This window comes from Streptomyces sp. NRRL S-1022, from assembly GCF_000720135.1.
In the GTDB taxonomy this organism is placed as follows: Bacteria; Actinomycetota; Actinomycetes; order Streptomycetales; family Streptomycetaceae; genus Streptomyces.
The window spans coordinates 72,707-91,265 of the sequence record NZ_JOIU01000021.1; the positions used below are offsets into that span (position 1 = coordinate 72,707).

General features: G+C 74.5%; 13 protein-coding genes and 1 pseudogene. 8 read left to right on the forward strand and 6 right to left on the reverse strand.

What is annotated here, in order from left to right; all coding sequences use genetic code 11:
- The first annotated feature begins 45 nt into the window (after window positions 1-45).
- Window positions 46-2,922, forward strand: a complete 2,877-nt coding sequence (locus IG05_RS50050) for an ATP-binding protein (protein WP_030346855.1) — start codon at window positions 46-48, stop codon at window positions 2,920-2,922.
- A gap of 29 nt (window positions 2,923-2,951) precedes the next feature.
- On the forward strand, window positions 2,952-4,550 hold the full coding sequence (locus IG05_RS42590) for a carboxylesterase/lipase family protein (RefSeq protein WP_051790335.1): 1,599 nt from the start codon (window positions 2,952-2,954) through the stop codon (window positions 4,548-4,550).
- 54 nt (window positions 4,551-4,604) lie between these two features.
- On the opposite strand, the gene IG05_RS0128335 is transcribed toward IG05_RS42590, so the two are convergent.
- From IG05_RS0128335 to IG05_RS0128360, 6 genes are all read right to left on the reverse strand, one after another.
- Window positions 4,605-5,522 (reverse strand): TauD/TfdA family dioxygenase, encoded by a 918-nt coding sequence (locus tag IG05_RS0128335; RefSeq protein WP_030346857.1) that lies wholly within the window; start codon window positions 5,520-5,522, stop codon window positions 4,605-4,607.
- Between the two features lie 104 nt (window positions 5,523-5,626).
- On the reverse strand, window positions 5,627-7,213 hold the full coding sequence (locus IG05_RS0128340; protein WP_030346858.1) for an AMP-binding protein: 1,587 nt from the start codon (window positions 7,211-7,213) through the stop codon (window positions 5,627-5,629).
- Window positions 7,200-7,838, reverse strand: a complete 639-nt coding sequence (locus IG05_RS0128345) for a thermostable hemolysin (RefSeq protein ID WP_030346859.1) — start codon at window positions 7,836-7,838, stop codon at window positions 7,200-7,202. Before IG05_RS0128345 ends, IG05_RS0128340 begins: the two co-directional genes overlap by 14 nt.
- A 23-nt stretch (window positions 7,839-7,861) precedes the next feature.
- On the reverse strand, window positions 7,862-9,244 hold the full coding sequence (locus IG05_RS0128350) for an aspartate aminotransferase family protein (RefSeq protein WP_051790338.1): 1,383 nt from the start codon (window positions 9,242-9,244) through the stop codon (window positions 7,862-7,864).
- Window positions 9,241-10,368: an aminotransferase class III-fold pyridoxal phosphate-dependent enzyme gene (locus IG05_RS0128355; protein WP_158839031.1), complete on the reverse strand. Its 1,128-nt coding sequence runs from the start codon at window positions 10,366-10,368 to the stop codon at window positions 9,241-9,243. The genes IG05_RS0128350 and IG05_RS0128355 overlap by 4 nt, the downstream gene beginning before the upstream one ends.
- Window positions 10,369-10,702: 334 nt before the next feature.
- Window positions 10,703-11,869, reverse strand: coding sequence for a CynX/NimT family MFS transporter (locus tag IG05_RS0128360; protein ID WP_051790341.1), 1,167 nt, complete (start codon window positions 11,867-11,869; stop codon window positions 10,703-10,705).
- A 691-nt stretch (window positions 11,870-12,560) separates the two neighbouring features.
- Here IG05_RS0128360 and IG05_RS42595 point away from each other — a divergent pair.
- From IG05_RS42595 to tdh, 6 genes and pseudogenes are all read left to right on the forward strand, one after another.
- A pseudogene (locus IG05_RS42595) lies at window positions 12,561-14,411 on the forward strand (sensor histidine kinase); the annotation flags it as partial.
- 905 nt (window positions 14,412-15,316) lie between these two features.
- A complete protein-coding gene (locus IG05_RS0128370; protein ID WP_030346864.1) occupies window positions 15,317-15,751 on the forward strand; it encodes a roadblock/LC7 domain-containing protein in 435 nt (144 codons plus the stop codon).
- 2 nt (window positions 15,752-15,753) lie between these two features.
- On the forward strand, window positions 15,754-16,125 hold the full coding sequence (locus IG05_RS0128375) for a DUF742 domain-containing protein (RefSeq protein WP_030346865.1): 372 nt from the start codon (window positions 15,754-15,756) through the stop codon (window positions 16,123-16,125).
- Window positions 16,103-16,702 (forward strand): GTP-binding protein, encoded by a 600-nt coding sequence (locus tag IG05_RS0128380; protein WP_030346866.1) that lies wholly within the window; start codon window positions 16,103-16,105, stop codon window positions 16,700-16,702. Before IG05_RS0128375 ends, IG05_RS0128380 begins: the two co-directional genes overlap by 23 nt.
- 61 nt (window positions 16,703-16,763) lie before the next feature.
- Window positions 16,764-17,339: a GAF domain-containing protein gene (locus IG05_RS0128385; RefSeq protein ID WP_030346867.1), complete on the forward strand. Its 576-nt coding sequence runs from the start codon at window positions 16,764-16,766 to the stop codon at window positions 17,337-17,339.
- Between the two features lie 164 nt (window positions 17,340-17,503).
- Window positions 17,504-18,532 (forward strand): L-threonine 3-dehydrogenase, encoded by a 1,029-nt coding sequence (tdh, locus tag IG05_RS0128390; protein WP_030346868.1) that lies wholly within the window; start codon window positions 17,504-17,506, stop codon window positions 18,530-18,532.
- Window positions 18,533-18,559: the final 27 nt, after the last annotated feature.

Here is an 18,559-nt window from a genome sequence, read left to right on the forward strand (position 1 = left end):
GGCAGCGGGCACATGCGAGGCGGCGCGACAGGGAGGAAACACCCCATGCCGACATCCGGGGACCAGCGCCTCGTCGGGCGCGAGCGGGAACAGGCCGCGTTACGGACCGCGCTGGACGCGACGGCGGCGGGGCGGGGCTCCCTGCTGGTGTTCCACGGACCGTCCGGGTCGGGCAAGTCCCTGTTGCTGCGCACGGCCGCCGCGCAGGCGGCCCGACGCGGCATGACCGTGTCCAGCGCCCGGCTGGCCCGGCTCGACCAGCACTCCGCGATGGCCCCGCTGCTCACCGCGCTCGGCGCCGGGCCGCATCCGGTGGTCGACGCCGCCCAGGCCCGCTCGCTGGCCGGGTTCGCCGACCGGCCCACCCACTGGAGCCGGCTGATCCGGCTGCTGCACCGCCTCATCGGGCGACGGGCCGCCCAGTCACCGCTGGTGATCGTCCTGGACGACCTCCAGTGGGCGGACCAGCTGACCCTGGCCGCCCTGGAGACCCTGGTGCCCCGGCTCGCCGGCGCTCCGGTCCTGTGGCTGGCCGCCTGCACCGGCTTCCCCGTCGTACGGCCCACCCGGGACGCCCTCGACCGGCTGCTGGCCGCCCACGCCGACGTCGTGCCGCTGTCCGCGCTGGAGGAGCCGGCCGCCGCGCAGCTGGCGGCCCAGCTCCTCGGCACGGCGGGTCCGGAGGACATCCGCAGGGTCGTGACCATGGCGGGCGGCATCCCCGCCCTCATCGGGCGGCTGGTCCACCTGCTGCGCGAGGAAGGGCGGATCCGCACCGAGGACGGCACGGTACGGGTGCTCGGCGGGCATCCCCCCGTCGACCTGACCCGGGCGACCGCCCCGGTGCTGCCCGGACTCGCCCCGCAGACACGGGAACTGCTGCAGGTCGGAGCGGTGCTCGGCCCGCGTTTCTCGCTGCGGGAGGCCGCCGCGCTGACCGGCAGGCCGACGATGGAACTGGCCACCGCCGCCCAGGAGGCCGTCGCCGCGGGACTGCTGGAGGACGACGGTGCCGCGTTCCGCTTCCGCGCCCCGCTCGTCCACCAGGCCCTGCACGACAGCCTCCTCGGCCCCGTGCGCCGCGCCCTGCACGCCGAGGCGGCCCGGCTGTGCGCGGCGGAGGAACGGCCCTGCCCGGAGACCATCGGGCATCTGATCCTCTCCGGCACACAGGAGGACCTGGAGCAGGGCGCCGCCCATCTGGAGTGGCTGAAGCGGAACGAGGACTCCCTGCCGTCCCACGAGCGCGAGGAGCTGACCGGGGCCCTGCTCGCCCAGCTGCGCCGGTACGACCCCCTCGCGGCCGGCCCGGTGCGGACGGCGGTACGTCTCTTCCTCGCTGCCGGTCGGCCCGGCGCCGCCCGCCGGCTGCTCGACGCGGCCCTGGCCACCGCGGGCTGGGAGACCGACGCGGAGGCCGACGCGTTCGCCGAACTCGTGGAAGTGCTGCTGCGGCTGGGGCAGGCCCCCGACGCGCTGCGGCATCTGCGGCGGGCACGCGAGGACACGCGTTCCCCCGCCCGCGGCCGGGCCTGGCTCACCGCGCTGGAGGCCCGCTGTCTGCCGGCCTGCTCCGGCGGCGAGTGGGCCGGCGCCGCATCCCTGGCCGGCGCCGCGGTCGACCTGGCCCGGCAGACGGCGGACCATGCCTCCGCTGCGCTCGGCACCGCCCTGCTCGCCCGGTGCGCGCAGCGCGCGGGAGACATCGGCGAGGCGTTGCGGCTCGCCGGCGAGGCGGTCGCGGGCGGGCCGCACCGTGCGGAGCGCAGCTTCGGCTGGGAACTGGCCGTGCCCGCGCTGATCCTCGGCTCGGCCGGACGCCCGCTGGACGCGGACGAGGTGCTGAAGGCCTGGCGGGACTCCACCGGCGAGCAGGGATGGGACTGGGCCGCACCGCGCTGGCACCTCGCCCGGTCGGTGCAGTTGTGGCACAGCGCCCGGCTGGCCGACGCCGAGCAGGAGGCACAGGCCGGCCTGGAGGCCTGCGGGCGGCTCGCCGACCCCGGCAGCGGCAAGGCGCTGCGCGCCCTGCTCGTCCTGCTGGCCACCGTGCGCGGAGACCTGGAGCGGGCCGCCACCCACCTCGCGTCGCCGGACGGTGCGCCGTCCGGGTTCACCGGCGCCCTCCCCGCCCTCGTCACCGCACTCCACCTCGACGCCTCGGGCAACCCGCAGGAGGCCGTGCGGCACCTGACGGACGTATGGGCCGGCCCGGAGCGGCACACCTGGCTGCTCGCCGCGGACCCGCTGATCCTGCCCCACCTGGTCCGCATCGCCCTGCGGGCCGGCGCCCACGAACACGCCGCCGAAGCGGTCGAACTGGCCCGCCGGCTGGCCCGGCGCAGCCCCGGCGTCGTCCCGCTGACCGGGGCCGCCCTGCACGCCCAGGGGCTGTACCGCGGCCTCGCGGCCCCGCTGCACCGCGCCGTGCGCACCTTCCGGGGTGGGTCGCATCCGCTCGCGCTGGCGTCCGCGCTGGAGGACGCGGCGGACGCCACCCGGGCGCACGGCGAGCCGCTGCGCGCCACCGAGATGCTCCAGGAGGCCCAGCGCATCTACGTGGCCGCCGGAGCGGGACTGGGTGCGGAGCGGGTGCGACGCCGGACGCGGTTCTCACCCGGCCGGATCGTGCGGGAACCGCCGGCCGCCACCCGGCCCCCGGCCACGTCCGTCGTGCGCGCCCCGGAGGCCGCGGCGGACTGGGACAGCCTCACCCCGTCCGAGGTGCGGGTCGTACGCCTGGTCGCGGAGGGTCTGACGAACCGGGAGACCGCCCAGCGGCTCGCGGTCTCCGCCCACACCGTGGACTCCCATCTGCGTCGCGCCTTCGCCAAGCTGGGCGTGTCCCGGCGGGTGGAGCTGGCCCGCTACGTGCTGGCGCACAGCCCCTCCGGCCAGGTCCCGGCGCCCACCTCCTCATAGCCCCCACTCCGACAGGGAGACGAGCACCCATGCGCGCTGCTGACACCGCCTCGGCGACGACCCGGACCGGGACGGAGGTGTCGGCCGGCCCCGTGGTCGGCCGGCTGGAGGGACCCGGGCACCGTGTGGCGGCGTACCGCGGCGTGCCGTACGCGGCCCCGCCCGTCGGCCCGGACCGGTTCGCACCGCCGCGCGAGCACCCCGGGTGGACCGAGCCGCTGCGCGCGGACGGCCCCGCAGGCACCGTGCCGCTGCAACTGCCGTCTCCGCTTGCCGGGTTGATGGGCGACCCGGTCGAACCGCCGCGGACGGAGGCGTGTCTGACGGTGAACGTGTGGGCGCCCGCCGCTTCCGGCGAGGGCCCCCACCCGGTGCTGGTGTGGCTGCCGGGCGGCAGCTTCCTCACCGGCGGCGCCGACCTGCCCCGCTACGACGGCGCGGAACTGGCCGCGCAGGAGGGGCTCGTCGTCGTCCTCGTCAACTACCGTCTGGGCGCGCTGGGTTTCCTCGCCCCGTCCTGGGCGGAGCCGGCCGCCGTCGAGGGCGCCGGCACCTCGCTGTCCTTCCGCATGCCGCCGGGAAGCACTCATGTCACGAACGCGGGACTGCTCGACCAGATCGCCGCGCTGCGCTGGGTCCGGCGCGAGATCCACGCCTTCGGCGGCGACCCCGAGCGCATCACGGTGGCCGGCCAGTCCGCGGGCGGGCAGTCCCTCGCGGCGCTGCTGGCACTGGAACAGGTGCGCCCGCTGTTCCGGCGCGCGGTCCTGCACAGCGCGCCGCTGGGCATGGCGCCGCAGAGCCGGCAGGAGGCGGCGCGGACCGCCGACGACTTCCTCGCGGCACTCGACGCGGACCCCGGGCGGCTGCGGAGCGTCTCCGGCGAGCGACTGCTGCGCGCCCAGCGGACCGTCCTCACCCGGCCCCGCCCGCGCGGGGACGTCCGGCCGCCGTTCCGGCTCGTCGCCGACGACACGGTCGTCACCGCCGATCTGCCGGGCGCCCTGCGGGCGGCACCCCCGGTGCACGGGCTCGACCTCCTCGCGGGTGTCACCCGGCACGAGTGCGCGCTGTGGTACGGGATGGACGCCGCTCTGGACGGGATGACGCGGGCGGAGGTCACGGCGGAGTTCACCGCGGTGTTCGGGTCCCGCGCCGAGGAGGCGCTGCGGCTCTACGCCCCGGACGCCGGCCCACGTGTCGCGTTCGAGGAACTGAAGACCGACGCCTTCTTCACCGCGCCCACCCAGGAGTTCGCCGACCTCGCCGAGGCGTCGGGCGCGACCGTCCGGCTGTTCCGCTTCGACTGGCGGGTGCCCGGCCGCAACGCACGCCTGCGGGCCTGCCACTGCCTGGAGATCCCCTTCCTGCTGGGCCGCGACGAGGCGCGGCGCGCCCCGCTGTTCGCCGACGCCGACCAGGAGGAGACGGCCGCGCTCCGGACGCGGGTGCGCAGGCTGTGGGGGGAGTTCGTACGGACCGGGACTCCGGCCGACGGCTGGCCGCCGCACCGCCGGGAGCGTCCCGCGGCCCGGGTGGTCGGCGGCGAGCGGGACGGCGAACTGCTGCGGTCGCTGCTGGAGCCGGGCCGACGGCGGCTCTGGGCGTCAGGCCGCGCAGGGGCCTGACGCACGAAGGTGCCGCCGGGACGATCCCGGCGGCACCCTGTCGGGCCGGTGGCGTCAGACGGTCAGCAGCCCCCGGTCCAGGTCGCTCTGGGCGTTGTAGATCGAGCGCTCGGGGTCGGTGATGGCGCGTCGGCCGTGCATGACCCGGGTGTTGTCGATCAGCGCCACGTCACCGTCGGCCCAGTCCAGTTCCTCGGTCAGGTCCTCGGTGACGCTCTCCACCTCCTTGAGGATGTGCACGGGTATGTCCCGGCCGTCGGCGAAGGCGATGTGCGGCTTCTCGTAGTGGTTGGAGGGGCCGAGGATGCTGTTGGCGAAGGCCGGCCGCTCGTCGAAGAGGGTGCCGTGCGCCGCGGAGACCCGGTAGGCGTAGTGGATCGAGCCGTCGTCGAGGAGGTCGATGACGGTCTTGCCGGGGCCGCCGGCCAGCTCGCGCAGGTCGTCGACGGTGACCGAGGCCGCGTCCGGGGTGCCGAGGTGGAAGGCGGCGAAGGCCTTCCACTTCTCCTCCTCGACCCGCCGGCTGTAGACGATCTCGTGCTCACGGAAGAGACCGCGGGCCTCCTCGCCGAGCGCGTCCCACACCCGGTGGCCGTCGCACACGGTGGTCTGCGAGCCGGACGAGGCGGCCTTCTCGCAGAAGAACCAGGTGAGGGTGGGCGCGAACGGGCTGTTGCCGTTCTCCAGGTGCAGGCCGACCGCGTCGTAGCCGGCGTCCACCTTCTGCGCGGTGGAGCCGCCGTGGAAGGAGCGGGCCGGGTCGAGGGTGACGCGCTCGGAGTGGGCGCCGACGAACCGCGAGAACAGTCCGAGGTCCGGACGGAAGCCGCGCAGGAGCAGGAACCCGGCCTCGCGCAGCGCCCCGACCACCTGTCCGGGCGCCAGGTCGTCCAAGGTCGTACCCGGCCCGGCCGGCTGGACGAGCAGGCCGGTGCCCGAGCCGTAGGAGGTCACACGCGCATGGTCGATCATGGTTTCTCCTCGCTTGCCGTAAGGGTGGGAACAAAGGGTGGGAACAGGGGAGCTGCCGGACGCGCGCTGCCGCGCCGGAGCCGGGGACCGGTCGCGGGGGACCGTCACCCGAAGCGGCCGGCCGTCAGGGCCGTCCGCACCGCGGAGCGCCGGGGGCGTCCGGTGACGGTGAAGAACTCGGCGTGCAGGGACTCGTCCGCCGGGACCAGGTGGGCCACCTCGACCCGCTCCACCTCCGAGAGCCGTTCGCGGCCCAGCGCGTCGAGCTCGGCGCGGACGGTGTCCAGGGAGGCCCGCGGGTCCACGAGGAACAGACCGTGCAGGCCGGGCAGTCCGTCGCCGACGACCGCGACGGCCAGCACGGCGGGGTGGGAGCGGTACTGGGCCTCCACCCACTCGGGGGCGACGTTGCGGCCCGCGGCGGTGATGATGACGCTCTTCTTGCGGCCCTTGATCCAGATGTAGCCGTCCTCGATGTCGGCGAGGTCGCCGGTGTGCAGCCACCCGTCCTCGTCGACCACGCATCCGGACGGGTCGTCGCCGCCCTTGTACCCGGCGAACAACGACGTGCTCTTGACCAGCAGTTCACCGTCGGGCGCGGTGCGCACCCGGACGTGGGGGAGCGGGGCGCCGACGCTGCCGAGCCGGCGTGCGGCCGGGGTGTTCCAGCTGACCACGGAGCTGTTCTCGCTCAGCCCGTACCCCTCGTGGACGGGGATGCCCGAGGAGTCGAGACGCCGCAGGGTGTCGGCGTCGACGGGGGCGCCGCCGCAGCACACGAGCGGGGCCTCGGCCCGCCCGAACAGGGCGGGCACCGGCTCCCGCCGGGCGGCGCGTGCGTCGTCCGCCGCCGTCAGCAGGGCCTCGGCGAGGGCGGGGGTGACGACGAGCGCGGTGGGCCGCGCGGCACGGATGTGGGGCAGCACCGCCCGGGGGGCGAAGGAGGAGGTGCCCACGAGCGGGACCTCGGGCGGCAGCAGGACGACGGTGCCGCCGTCGCACGCCACCAGGTAGACGGCGGTGACCTGTTCGATGAGCAGGCTCATCGGCACCAGCGAGAGATAGCGCCGGTAGGCGTCGGCGGGCATGGCCGAGCGCAGCGAGCCGATCAGTTCCTCCAGCGCGGCCTCGCGGATGCAGACACCCTTGGGCTTGGAGGTGGTGCCCGAGGTGTGGATGATCTTGCAGAGGCGATCGCCGGCATCCGGCTCCGTGAACAGCGGGCCGGTGCCGGACGGGTCCTGCTCGATGTCGAGCACCCGCAGTTCGGCGTCCGGGGGCAGCACCTTGTCCAGGCCCCACTCCCTCAGCCGCCGTACGCCCGCCTCGTCGGCGAGGCAGACGTCGATGTCCGCGAGCATGGCGGCCGTCTGCTCGGCGGTGAAGGCCAGCGGCACCACCACCTCGGCGGCGCCCGCGCCGAGCACGGCGAAGTCGGCGACGAGGAACTCCGGTCCGTTGGCGGTGACCACGCCCACCTGGAGCTGGGCGGGGTCGGTGGGGTCGCCGTCCGGGCGGGGGCCGCGCGGGCGCACGGGATGTGCGCGCAGGGCCGCGGCGACGGCGGCCGCGGCGCCGACGATCCGGCGGTAGGAGTAGGAACGGGCCACCGAGCCGTCGGCGGTGAGCACCTCGACGAGGGGGCGTTCGTCCCCGGCCAGCGCCAGGAGCGTCTTCTTAAGCGTGTGCACCGGACACCTCCTGTGCCGTGCCGACGAGGGTCCGCACGGCGAGCTCGACGAAGTTGTAGCGGCCGGTGAGGCTGTTGATCAGCCGGCCGATGCTGTCCAGCGGCACCACCCCGGTCGTCGGCGACCTGTCGTAGTACGTGCCCCAGTCGGCGCGCGTGACCTCGTCCATCCAGTGGGTGGTGGCCTGCCGCAGCGGCAGGAACGGCACGCCCGCGCCGGCCATCGACCGCTCCACCTTGTCGGTGACCGTCGCGAGGATGAATCGTTTCCCCTGACACCAGGCGATGATCGGCAGCAGCCGGATCAGCTCGCCCCCCGCCCCGCCCGAGCCGGCCAGGGGGCCCACCTCGACCACCTCGTCGCGCTCCGGAGCGGCCTCCACCACGGACGCCAGCACCCGCTCCACCGGCACCCCGAGGTAGTTCTCCGAGAAGAATCCCCGCGACCCCGGTCCGGTGAGTCCGGCGCAGGCCGCGACCGGGCCGCCGGGCGCCTCGCGGACGGTGACGAAACGGTCCGGGCTCGGCGCCGTCGTCGCGCCGTAGGCCTTCCGGTAGGCGTGCTGGGCGAACGTCCGCGCCTCCTGGTACTCGGGCGTGCCGGACTGAACGATGGCTATCTCCACGGGAATCCTCCTTCGCCGGCCGGTCACCAGTTCACTTCGAGGTCGGAGTGCATCAGCTTCAGCACCAGCGCCGGCGGCAGCCGGTACTGGCGGCGCAGCAGCCCGGTGATCCGGCGCATGAGCCAGGCCGGGCGCCGGTCCAGCCAGTCCAGCGACTCGTCCAGCGCGACCAGCACCCGCTCGATGTCGGCGGCGGACACGGTCAGCGGCGGGTAGAAGCGCAGCACGGGCTGGTCCATCTGCTCGTTGAGCGAATGCCCGAGGTGGATCCCCCGGGCCGCCATCTGCATCGAGATCAGGTTCTCCACCGACGGGTTGCGGGTGCGTAGTCCGGTCATGAGCCCGATGCCGGGCGCGTCCACGAGATGGCGCGGATGCCTGCGGACCGCCCGCTTCAGGCCCTCCCGCAGCGCCCGGCCGACGGTCTCGGCCCGTTCCGGCAGGTTCCTGTCCCGCACCTCGCGGATGGTGGCCGCGGCGGCGGCCATCGACAGGGCGGAGGCGGCGGCGCCGTCCAGCACCCCCGGGTACCACCGGGGGGACCGGCGGGCGTCGGCCAGCACCTGTGCCGTGGTGGCGACCACCGCGACGGGTACGAAGCCGCCGGTCAGCGCCTTGGACAGCAGCATGATGTCCGGTTCCACACCGGAGTGCTCGACGGCGAACATCCGGCCGGTGCGCCCGAACCCGGTCTGGATCTCGTCGGCGACGAGCAGGGTGCCGGTCTCCCGGCAGGCCGCGGCCACCTCCGGCAGGAAGCCGGCCGGCGGCACCCTCAAGTAGGCGCCGCCCAGAACCGGTTCGACGTAGACGGCGGCCACGTCACCACCGCGCACGGCTTCCCGTACGGCCCGTGCGTCACCCGGTTCCACGATCACCAGGTCGTCGTCGGCGGGTGTGAAGGCGTCGCGGTGCTCGTGCTGGCCGAGGACGGTGAGGGCGCCGAGCGTCTTGCCGTGGTAGCCGCCGGACACGATGACGATCCGGCGGCGGCCGGGGCGGGCCAGGTAGGCGGCGCGCAGGGCGATTTCGACGATCTCCGCGCCCGAGCAGCCCAGCGAGAACTCGGTGAGCCCGGCGGGCAGGATCTCCGTCAGCAGGGTGAACAGCTCGGCGGTCGCCGGGTGGACGGTCCCCGGCACCAGGGCGGGTGCGCTCTCCAGGGCGTCCAGGACCGCTGTGCGCACGGCGTCGTTCTGGTGGCCGACGAGGAAGACGCCGTAGCTCCCGGCGAAGTCCAGGGCGCGGGAGCCGTCCTCGGCGAACACCTCGGTGCCCCGGGCGTGCGACTCCAGTTGCCGCCCGGCCGCGGCCAGCATCAGCGCGGCCGTGGGGTTCCAGTGGCGGCCCAGCGTGGTGAGGACCTGTTGCCGGTCCAGGGCCGCCACGGCGGTCGCGGTGCTCATCGTCCGGTCTCCTCGGTGTCGAGTTCCTTGAGCGCTTCGGCGAGCCGCTTGAGGATCTGGTCGGTGTCCTCCCGCTCGGCCGTGAGCGGCGGTGCGAGGGTGACCAGGCCGCCGGCCGGCTCGCGCACCAGGACGTCCCGGGCGGCCAGTGCGGCGGCGAGCCGCCGGGCGGCGCCGGTGTCCCGGGCGCGGATCCACAGCAGGGAGCCGTCGGCGTGCAGCTCGACGGAGCCGGTCCGCTCCTCGCGCAGCCGGAGGGCGGCCTGCTCGAACTCCCGCTGCGGGGTGACGAGATCGTCGCTGACCACGGCGTCGAGTACGGCGCTCACGGCGGCCGCGGAGAGCGGGCTGGCGCCGAAGGTGGAGCCGTGCAGGCTGGGGTTGCGGCGGCCGTAGACCCGCTCGTAGACGGCCCGTGTCATGACGGAGACACCCACCGGGACCGCGTCGGCGCCCAGCGTGTCGCCCAGCACCAGGACGTCCGGGAAGATGCCCAGGGCTCCGGTGCCGAGCGGCCGGCCGAGCCGGGCCGGGCCGGTGCGGCGCTCGTCGACGACGAGCAGCGCGCCGGTGCGGTGGCAGCGCTCCCGCAGCGCCACCCACCAGTCGAGGGTCAGCCGGCCGAGCGGGCGGCCGGGCGCGGCCGGGGCGACCACCACGGCCGCCACCGACTCGTCGACCTGCCCGAGCAGTTCCTCGGGCGCGCCGGCGGGAACCGTGCGCGGGCGCAGCGGGGCTGAGGGCAGCACGGTGCTCCCCGCGCCGAGCGCGCTTCCGTGGCTCAGGGTGCCGAAGTCCTCGCCCTGGATGCCGAGCGCGTACGGGCGGTCCGGGTGGGTGCCCTTGGCCAGTTTGAACGCCGAGTCCAGTGCCTCGTGACCGCTGTTGCAGAGGTACGACACCGACAGCGGCCCGGGGCAGAACTCCGCGAGGGCCGCCACGGCCCCGGCCAGCGGCCGGCTGACGAGGATCCGGCTGGAGAGCGCGACCCGGCGGGCCTGGTCGGCGATGGCGGCCCGGACTCTCGGGTGCGCGCCGCCGAATCCGCCGCTCGCGGCGTCCAGCAGCACTCTGCCGTCCCGGGTCTCGATCCGGGCGCCCTGCTGACGCGCGACCACGGGCACCGGTCGGTCCGAGGGCCTCCGGTCCTGGATCAGGTGCCGGTGGACGACGGCCGCGGGATCGGCCCGATCGGCGGACGTACCCGGGTCCGTAACTGTGGCGGATGAACGTGAAGGTTTCATCTTCCCTTTCCCATCGGACGGTTACGGCGGTCGCGGGCAGCGCGAAGCCCGGGTCGGGCCGGTGTGCCGGACGGCCGGAGCAGGTGGGTGTGAAGACGTGCGGATGGCGACGTGGGGCGCGGGCGTGGAGGAGGCGGGCAGGGGACGGGCAGGGAGCGGGGCGTCGGGCGGGGGAACGACCGGGAGGCGGGCGGCGCGGTGCCGACGGCTCCGGTCAGCGCCGGAGTGAGAGGGTCGCGTCGCGGCCCGCGCCGAGCCCGATCACGGCCATCAGGACGCAGAGGCCGACGAGCACCGACAGGGGCACGCCCCAGCCGCCGGACAGCTGGTGCAGCGCGCCGACCCCGAAGGGCCCGGCCGCGGCGAGCGCATAGCCGACGCCCTGCGACATGCTGGACAGTCCGGCGGCGCTGTCACCGTCGCCGGCGCGCAGCCCGATGAGCGTGAGGGCCAGGCTGAACGCGGCGCCCCCGACGATGCCGAGGACCACCGCCCACAGCCAGATGGTCCACATCGGCGCGGCGACCACGCCGATCAGGCCCACGGCCGTGCCGAGCGAGACGACCACACAGAAGCCCCGCTGGCCCCGGCCGCCCCGGTGGACGAAGAACGGGACGAGCATGGAACCGGCGGCCTGGAGGAAGGTGATCGCCGACATCATGTAGCCGGCCGCCTCCTCGCTCAGCCCGCGGTCGACGCAGATGGCGGGCAGCCAGCCGAAGATCACGTAGGCCAGCAGTGCCTCAAGACCGACGAAGGCGGTGACGAGCCAGGCCAGCCGGTCGCGCAACAGCGGCCGGACGGGCGCCCGCCCGCCCGCGCTCGTGCGCACAGCGCGCCTGCCGTACGGCAGCCAGGCGACGACGCCCACGACCACGGGCACGGCGAGCAGGCCCAGGGAGCCACGCCAGTCCGTGTCCACCACGCTCTCCAGCGGGATGACCGCACCGGCCGCCGCGGCGCCGCCGAAGGTGAGGGCCATGGTGTACGTGGCCATCATCAGCGGGACCCGGTCCGGGAACTCACGCTTGATCAGACTGGGCAGCACGACGTTGGCCACCGCGATCGCACCGCCGATCACGACGGTACCGACGTACAGCAGGGCGGTCGGGTGGAGCAGCCGCACCAGGATGCCGGCGAGCAGCACGGGCAGGCAGCCGAGCAGCACGCGGTCCTCGCCGAACCGGTGCCGCAGCGCGGGGCCCAGCCCCGCGAAAACGCCCAGGCAGAGCACCGGCAGCATGGTGAGCAGGCCCGCGCCGGTGCCGGAGAGCCGCAGGTCCTTCTCGATCTGCGGGAGCAGCGGGCCGAGGCTGGTGATCGCCGGGCGGAGGTTGAGGGAGACGAGGATGATGCCGGCGATCAGACCAGCCTTGCGCACGGTGTGCGGCGCGGGCGCCGGACGGGCTGACGCGAGACCCGGTACAGGGCTGGATGGTTGAGTCACCGGACTTCTTCCTTCTCCCGCTGGTGAGGGTGTGACGGCGGTTCCTCGCCGCCGTCCCGACGATCGTGACGCGAGACCCGGACCAGACCATCCCGTGAACGCGTGTACGGCGCGCCGCCTCACGTATGTACGGGATGCGCTCCATCGGGCAGAGCGGCACCACTCGCCCCGGCGCAGGCCAAAGCGAGCACGGTGCGTGACGATCGGCAGGGGGGGAGGGGTCTCGCAGAGGGCCCCGAAGGCGGCCCGGCGGCCATCCGTACGCGGGGGAGGCCGCCTCCGCGAGGGGGCCGGCCGGAGGCACGGAGCGATCCGTCGCTCGTTCCGTTCCCGACCGCTTCTGAGCAGGAGGGATCGGTCCTGTCGAAGGTTCGACCGGGTGTTCGCCGTGGGTCGTCGGACTGTCGTACGACGGCTCATACCAGAGCGGGACGCTCCTCGGGGGACTTTGTCAACTGCCCACCGCACATGATGCTCAGGCAACTACTGTGAGTGGCCGTCGGGCGACGCGCGGCCGGTCCGCCGGTGCCGCCGGCCGACGCCGTGCTGCCGCACGCCCGCATCGACGCATGCCCGCGGCGCACCGCACGACGACACAGGCCCGACGGACAGTACGAGGACGCAGATGTCTCACCTCCGAGCACCGGCCACCCGCGCCGACCGCCGCGAGAGCGGCCGGCACGGGCGGCCGGTCGCCCGACCCGCTCCCGCACTGCCCGAAACCCACATACGGCCCCAGCTCATGCGGCTCGCCGTCCTGCCGCCCCTGGCGGTCGCGCTCAGCGCCACCGCCGCGGTCCTGTTCAGCATCCGCTCCACCGGCGCCCGCACCGGCCCCCTGCTGTGGGCCGTGCTCGCCGGAGCGGTCACCGTGGCCGTCGCCGGGATCCTCATCGCCGCCGTGGCCGCCGACCGCGCCGCCCGCTCGGTCGCCGACCGCGTCGACGCGCTGCGCCGCACCGCCGCACGCGGCGAGGCCGACCTGCACGCCCTGGTCGACGCGCTCCGCCAGGGCGAGACCCCGCCGCAGCCCGGCCCGCGCCGCCGGCCGCCCGCGGACGCCGACGACTTCGAACTGCTCGCCGCCGACCTGGCCCGCGCGTACGACGGCGCCGTCACCGCCGTCGTCCGCGCCGCCCAGCTCTCCAGCCGGGCCGGCAGCGAACAGAAGCTGGAAGTCTTCGTCAACCTGGCACGCCGGCTCCAGTCGCTCGTCCACCGGGAGATCTCGATCCTCGACGACCTGGAGAACGAGATCGAGGACCCCGACCTGCTCAAGGGCCTCTTCCACGTGGACCACCTGGCCACCCGGATCCGGCGGCACGCCGAGAACCTCGCCGTGCTCGGCGGCGCCGTCTCCCGCCGGCAGTGGAGCAACCCGGTCAGCATGACCGAGGTGCTGCGCTCCGCCATCGCCGAGGTCGAGCAGTACTCCCGGGTCAAGCTCGTGCCCCCGATCGACGGCGAACTGCGCGGCCACGCCGTCGCCGACGTCATCCACCTGCTCGCCGAACTCATCGAGAACGCCACCGTGTTCTCCGCCCCGCACACCCAGGTGCTGCTGCGCGCCAACCTCGTCACCTCCGGGCTCGCCGTGGAGGTCGAGGACCGCGGGCTGGGCATGCCCGTCGGCGAGCAGAGCCGGATGAACGCCCTGCTCGCCGATCCCGACCAGGTCAACGTCGCCAGCCTGCTGGCCGACGGCCGCATCGGCCTCTACGTCGTCTCCCAGCTCGCCCGCCGGCACCACATCCACGTACGGCTGCAGACCAACATCTACGGCGGTGTGCAGGCCGTGCTGGTCGTCCCGCAGGCACTGCTGGGCAACGCTCCGGCAGTGCCGGTCGCCGGTGCCGGGACGGACGTGCCGCAGCCGCAGGGCCGGCCCCCGGCGGACACCGGGGCGTCACACCAGGCAGCGGCGGCCGTGCCGGTGCCCGCGCAGGCACCGCGGAGCGGGGGCGCGTCCGGAGCGGGCAGCGCCGCCGGAGGCGGAGCCGGAGACGCCGCCGAGGCCGGGGCGGGTTCCGGGCGACGGCGGCACGCCCAGCGCGGGTCCGGGCGGCACGGGGCCGCAGGCGGTACGCGCGGACGGCACGGAGCCGTCCCCGCCCCGCTGCCCGTACGCGGCGCCCAGGAGACGCGGCCCACCCCCGCCGAGGCCGTGCCCGGCATCAGCCCCGACGACCGGCCGGCGGTGGAGGCGCACGCGGGCGTGCTGCCCACCCCGCGCGTCGGCCCGGTGCGCGGCACCATGGACAAGCCCCGGCTGCCCCGCCGGCGCGCCCAGGAGCACATCGTGCCCCAGCTGCGCGGCGGCCCCGCCCCCCGCCAGGAGTCCGACACCGTCACCGGCCACGACCCCGGCCTGATGGCCGCCTTCCAACGCGGCATCGGCCTCGCCGAGGCGCAGCAGGGCCTGGAGCCGGAACACGGGGCGCCCCGGCACGCGGCAACGCCGGTGGACGGGGACCCGGCTCACGGACAGCTGGGCCGGGCCCACACGGAGACCGCGCACATGGCCGGCGCGCACCTCCCGGTGGCCACGCCCGACGCCACCGAAACGGCCCGCGTACGCCCCGGCCACGGTGGCGGCCCAGGACCCCTGGGCGCTGCGCACGGCGGCCCTTACCACCGGGGCTCGGAGCACGCGGAGCCCGGCCACAGGGAGTCCGACCACGTGGGGGCCGCGTACATGACGGCCGACCACGCGGGGCCCACCCACATGGGCTCGGATCACACGGACTCGGACCACACGGACTCGGACCACACGGACTCGGACCACATGGGCTCGGGTCACATGAACTCAGGCCACATGGGCGCGGATTACAGCACGGGCTCTGGCCATACGGGCTCCGGCCACACGGGAGAGGACTACACGGGCTCGGGCCACACGGGAGAGGACTACACGGGCTCGGGCCACACGGGAGAGGACTACACGGGCTCGGGCCACACGGGCTCGGGCCACACGGGCTCCGGTCGCACCAACCCGACCCCCACCGCTCCGGGCCGACCGGCCCAGCACCACGCGACCCAGTACAACGCGGCCCACAGCACCGCCCCGGACCGCACCGCCCCAGACCACACGGCCCGGCCCGACACGGCCCTGCTCCACACAGCCCCGCCCCACACAGCCCCGCCCCACACAGCGCCGGAGCACATGGCCCCGCCGCACACCTCCCCGGCCCCCATGTCCCGGGACGACATGCTCCCGGCCCCCATACCCCCAGCGCACGCCCCCTCGCCCGCGGGCGACGGTGGCCGCGGTGCCGGCCGGCCCGGGGGGAGCGCCCCGGCCGGATGACCGCCCCCGCACCTCCACGCCGTACCCCCACCCCCAGCGCTCCCGCAGCTCTTCGTACCCCAAGGAGTCGATCCACCATGGCGAGCGACGCGCCGACCGTCCCCGCATCCGACCTCGACTGGCTGCTGAGCGGCCTCGTGCAGCGCGTACCGCACACCTCCAGCGCGGTGCTCCTGTCCTGCGACGGGCTGGTGAAGTCCGTGCACGGCCTGGACGCCGACAGCGCCGACCACATGGCGGCCCTGGCCTCCGGCCTGTACTCCCTCGGCCGCAGCGCGGGCGTCCGGTTCGGCGACGGCGGAGAGGTCCGCCAGGTCGTCGTCGAGCTCGACTCCACGCTGCTGTTCGTGACCACGGCCGGCTCCGGCACCTGCCTCGCCGTGCTGGCCGGCCGCGAGGCCGACGCGGCGGTGCTCGGCTACGAGATGGCGATGCTGGTCAAGAGCGTCCGCCCGTACCTGGTGACCGCTCCCCGGCAGCACGCCGTCGAATCCGCGGCGACGAGGCCTTGAGGGTGGCCGCAGCCGGCGACGGGCCCTGGCTGGACGACGCGGCGGGGCGGCTGGTGCGGCCGTTCACGGTCAGCAACGGCCGGACCAGGCCCAGCATCGCCCTCGACCTGATGTCCCAGGTGATGGCCACCGGCGTCACCCCGCTCGGCTACCTCGGTCCCGAGCACGCCCAGGCACTCGACCTGTGCCGCGCGCCCGTCTCGGTCGCCGAGGTCGCCGCCCAGCTGAAGCTGCCCGCCGTGGTCACCAAGGTGCTCCTGTCGGACCTGGTCGACTGCGGTGCGCTGACCACCAAGCCGCCCGTCCACCACCACACACCCACTGACCGGTCTCTGCTGGAGGCAGTGCTCGATGGACTACGACGACAGCTCTGACCCGTTCCCGACCGCGCTGAAGATCCTGGTCGCGGGCGGGTTCGGGGCCGGCAAGACCACTTTCGTGGGAGCGGTCAGCGAGATCGCGCCGCTCAGCACGGAGGAGCTGCTCACCGCGGTCAGCGTCGGCACGGACAGTCTCGACGGCGTCGAGAACAAGATGGAGACCACGGTCGCCATGGACTTCGGCCGGATCACCCTCGATCCGGAACACGTGCTGTACCTGTTCGGCACACCCGGGCAGGAGCGGTTCTGGTTCATGTGGGACGAGCTGTCCGAGGGCGCGCTCGGCGCGGTGATCCTCGCCGACACCCGGCGCCTGCAGGACTGCTTCGCCGCCGTGGACTTCTTCGAGGAGCGCGGGCTCGCCTTCATCGTCGCCGTCAACGAGTTCGACGGCGCCCACCGCTACGACCCCGAGGAGGTGCGGGCCGCCATCGACCTCGACCCGGAGGTCCCGGTGGTCCGCTGCGACGCCCGGATCTCCAGCTCCGGCGTCCAGACCCTGCTCGTCCTCGTCCGTCACCTCCTCGCCCACGCCCCGGCGACCGCGCCCAGCCACGGCGCCCACATGTGATCCCGTACTACCGCCCACGGAGCCGCTATATGAGGTACGCCCACCGCGCCGGAGCCCGGCCATGAGCTACGAGCCGCCCCGGCCGGTCCGGGGCCTGCTGCTCACCCCTGAGGACAAGGAGGCCCCCGCCCGTGTCCAGCGGCTGTGCCGGCTCGGCCTGGCGGACCGGCCCGACCCCGTGCTCGACGCCTTCGCCGGCCACCTCGCCCAGCTCACCGGCGCGCTGTACGCCATGGTGAACTTCATCGGCGAGGACCACCAGTTCTTCGCGGGCCTGAGCGCCCCCGCCACCGCCCCGGTCGTCCGGGACGACGGCAGCAGGGCCGAGATCGGCCGGGTGCTGCCCCGCGACCATGGTTTCTGCCCCCATGTGGTCGTCCGCCGTAAGGCTCTGGTTCTGGAGGACGTCCGCGACTATCCCCGGTTCGCGGGCAACCCGGTCGTCGACGAGTACGGCATCCGGTCCTACCTCGGCGCCCCGCTCATCGACAGCTCCGGCATGACGCTCGGCACCGTGTGTGCCGCCGACACGGCGCCCCGGACCTGGGGCAGGCCGGGCCTGGAGACGATCAAGTCGCTCGCCGCCGAACTCGTCGTACGCCTGGAACGCGGCGCGGACGACGGTCTGCCGATCTGACACGCGGAAAAGGCGTGTAGGAAAGCTGAGGCACCGGTTAAGAAAAGCTCGATGGACCCCGGCCCGCGCGTACGGCAGATTGCAGGGTGATTCCACCCCTCTGACCCGGTGCGGGCTCCTTCGGCGTGCCCGTGGGCCGGGCCTCACTCACAGGAGCCCTAGCGTTGAAGGCGCTCGTCAAGGAGAAGGCGGAGCCGGGACTGTGGCTGACGGACGTCCCGGAGCCCGCCATCGGCCCCGGTGATGTCCTGATCAAGGTCATGCGGACCGGCATCTGCGGCACCGACCTGCACATCCGGGCCTGGGACGGCTGGGCGCAGCAGACGATCCGCACGCCCCTCGTGCTCGGCCACGAGTTCGTCGGGCAGGTCGTCGAGGTCGGCCGGGACGTGGCCGACATCCGCATCGGCGACCGGGTCAGCGGCGAGGGCCACCTGGTGTGCGGCAAGTGCCGCAACTGCCTGGCCGGCCGCCGCCACCTGTGCCGGGCCACCGTCGGCCTCGGCGTCGGCCGCGACGGCGCGTTCGCCGAGTACGTCGCCCTGCCCGCGTCCAACGTCTGGGTGCACCGGGTCCCCGTCGACCTCGACGTCGCCGCGATCTTCGACCCGTTCGGCAACGCCGTGCACACCGCGCTGTCCTTCCCGCTGGTCGGCGAGGACGTGCTCATCACCGGTGCCGGCCCGATCGGTCTGATGGCCGCCGCCGTGGCCCGGCACGCGGGCGCCCGCAACGTCGTCATCACCGACGTCAGCGAGGACCGCCTGGCGCTGGCCCGCAAGATAGGGGTCAGCCTCGCCCTGAACGTCGCCGAGACGACGATCGCCGAGGGACAGCGCGAGCTGGGGCTGCGCGAGGGCTTCGACATCGGCCTGGAGATGTCCGGCCGCGGCGAGGCCATGCGGGACATGATCGCCAACATGACGCACGGCGGCCGGATCGCCATGCTCGGCCTGCCCGCCCAGGAGTTCCCCGTCGACTGGGCCCGGATCGTCACCTCGATGATCACCATCAAGGGCATCTACGGCCGCGAGATGTTCGAGACCTGGTACGCGATGTCGGTGCTGCTGGAGGGCGGCCTCGACCTCGCCCCGGTGATCACCGGCCGGTACGGCTACCGCGATTTCGAGGCGGCCTTCGCCGACGCGGCGAGCGGCACCGGTGGCAAGGTCATCCTCGACTGGACCGTGTGACCCCCTTCATCCGCAAGCACCTTCAGG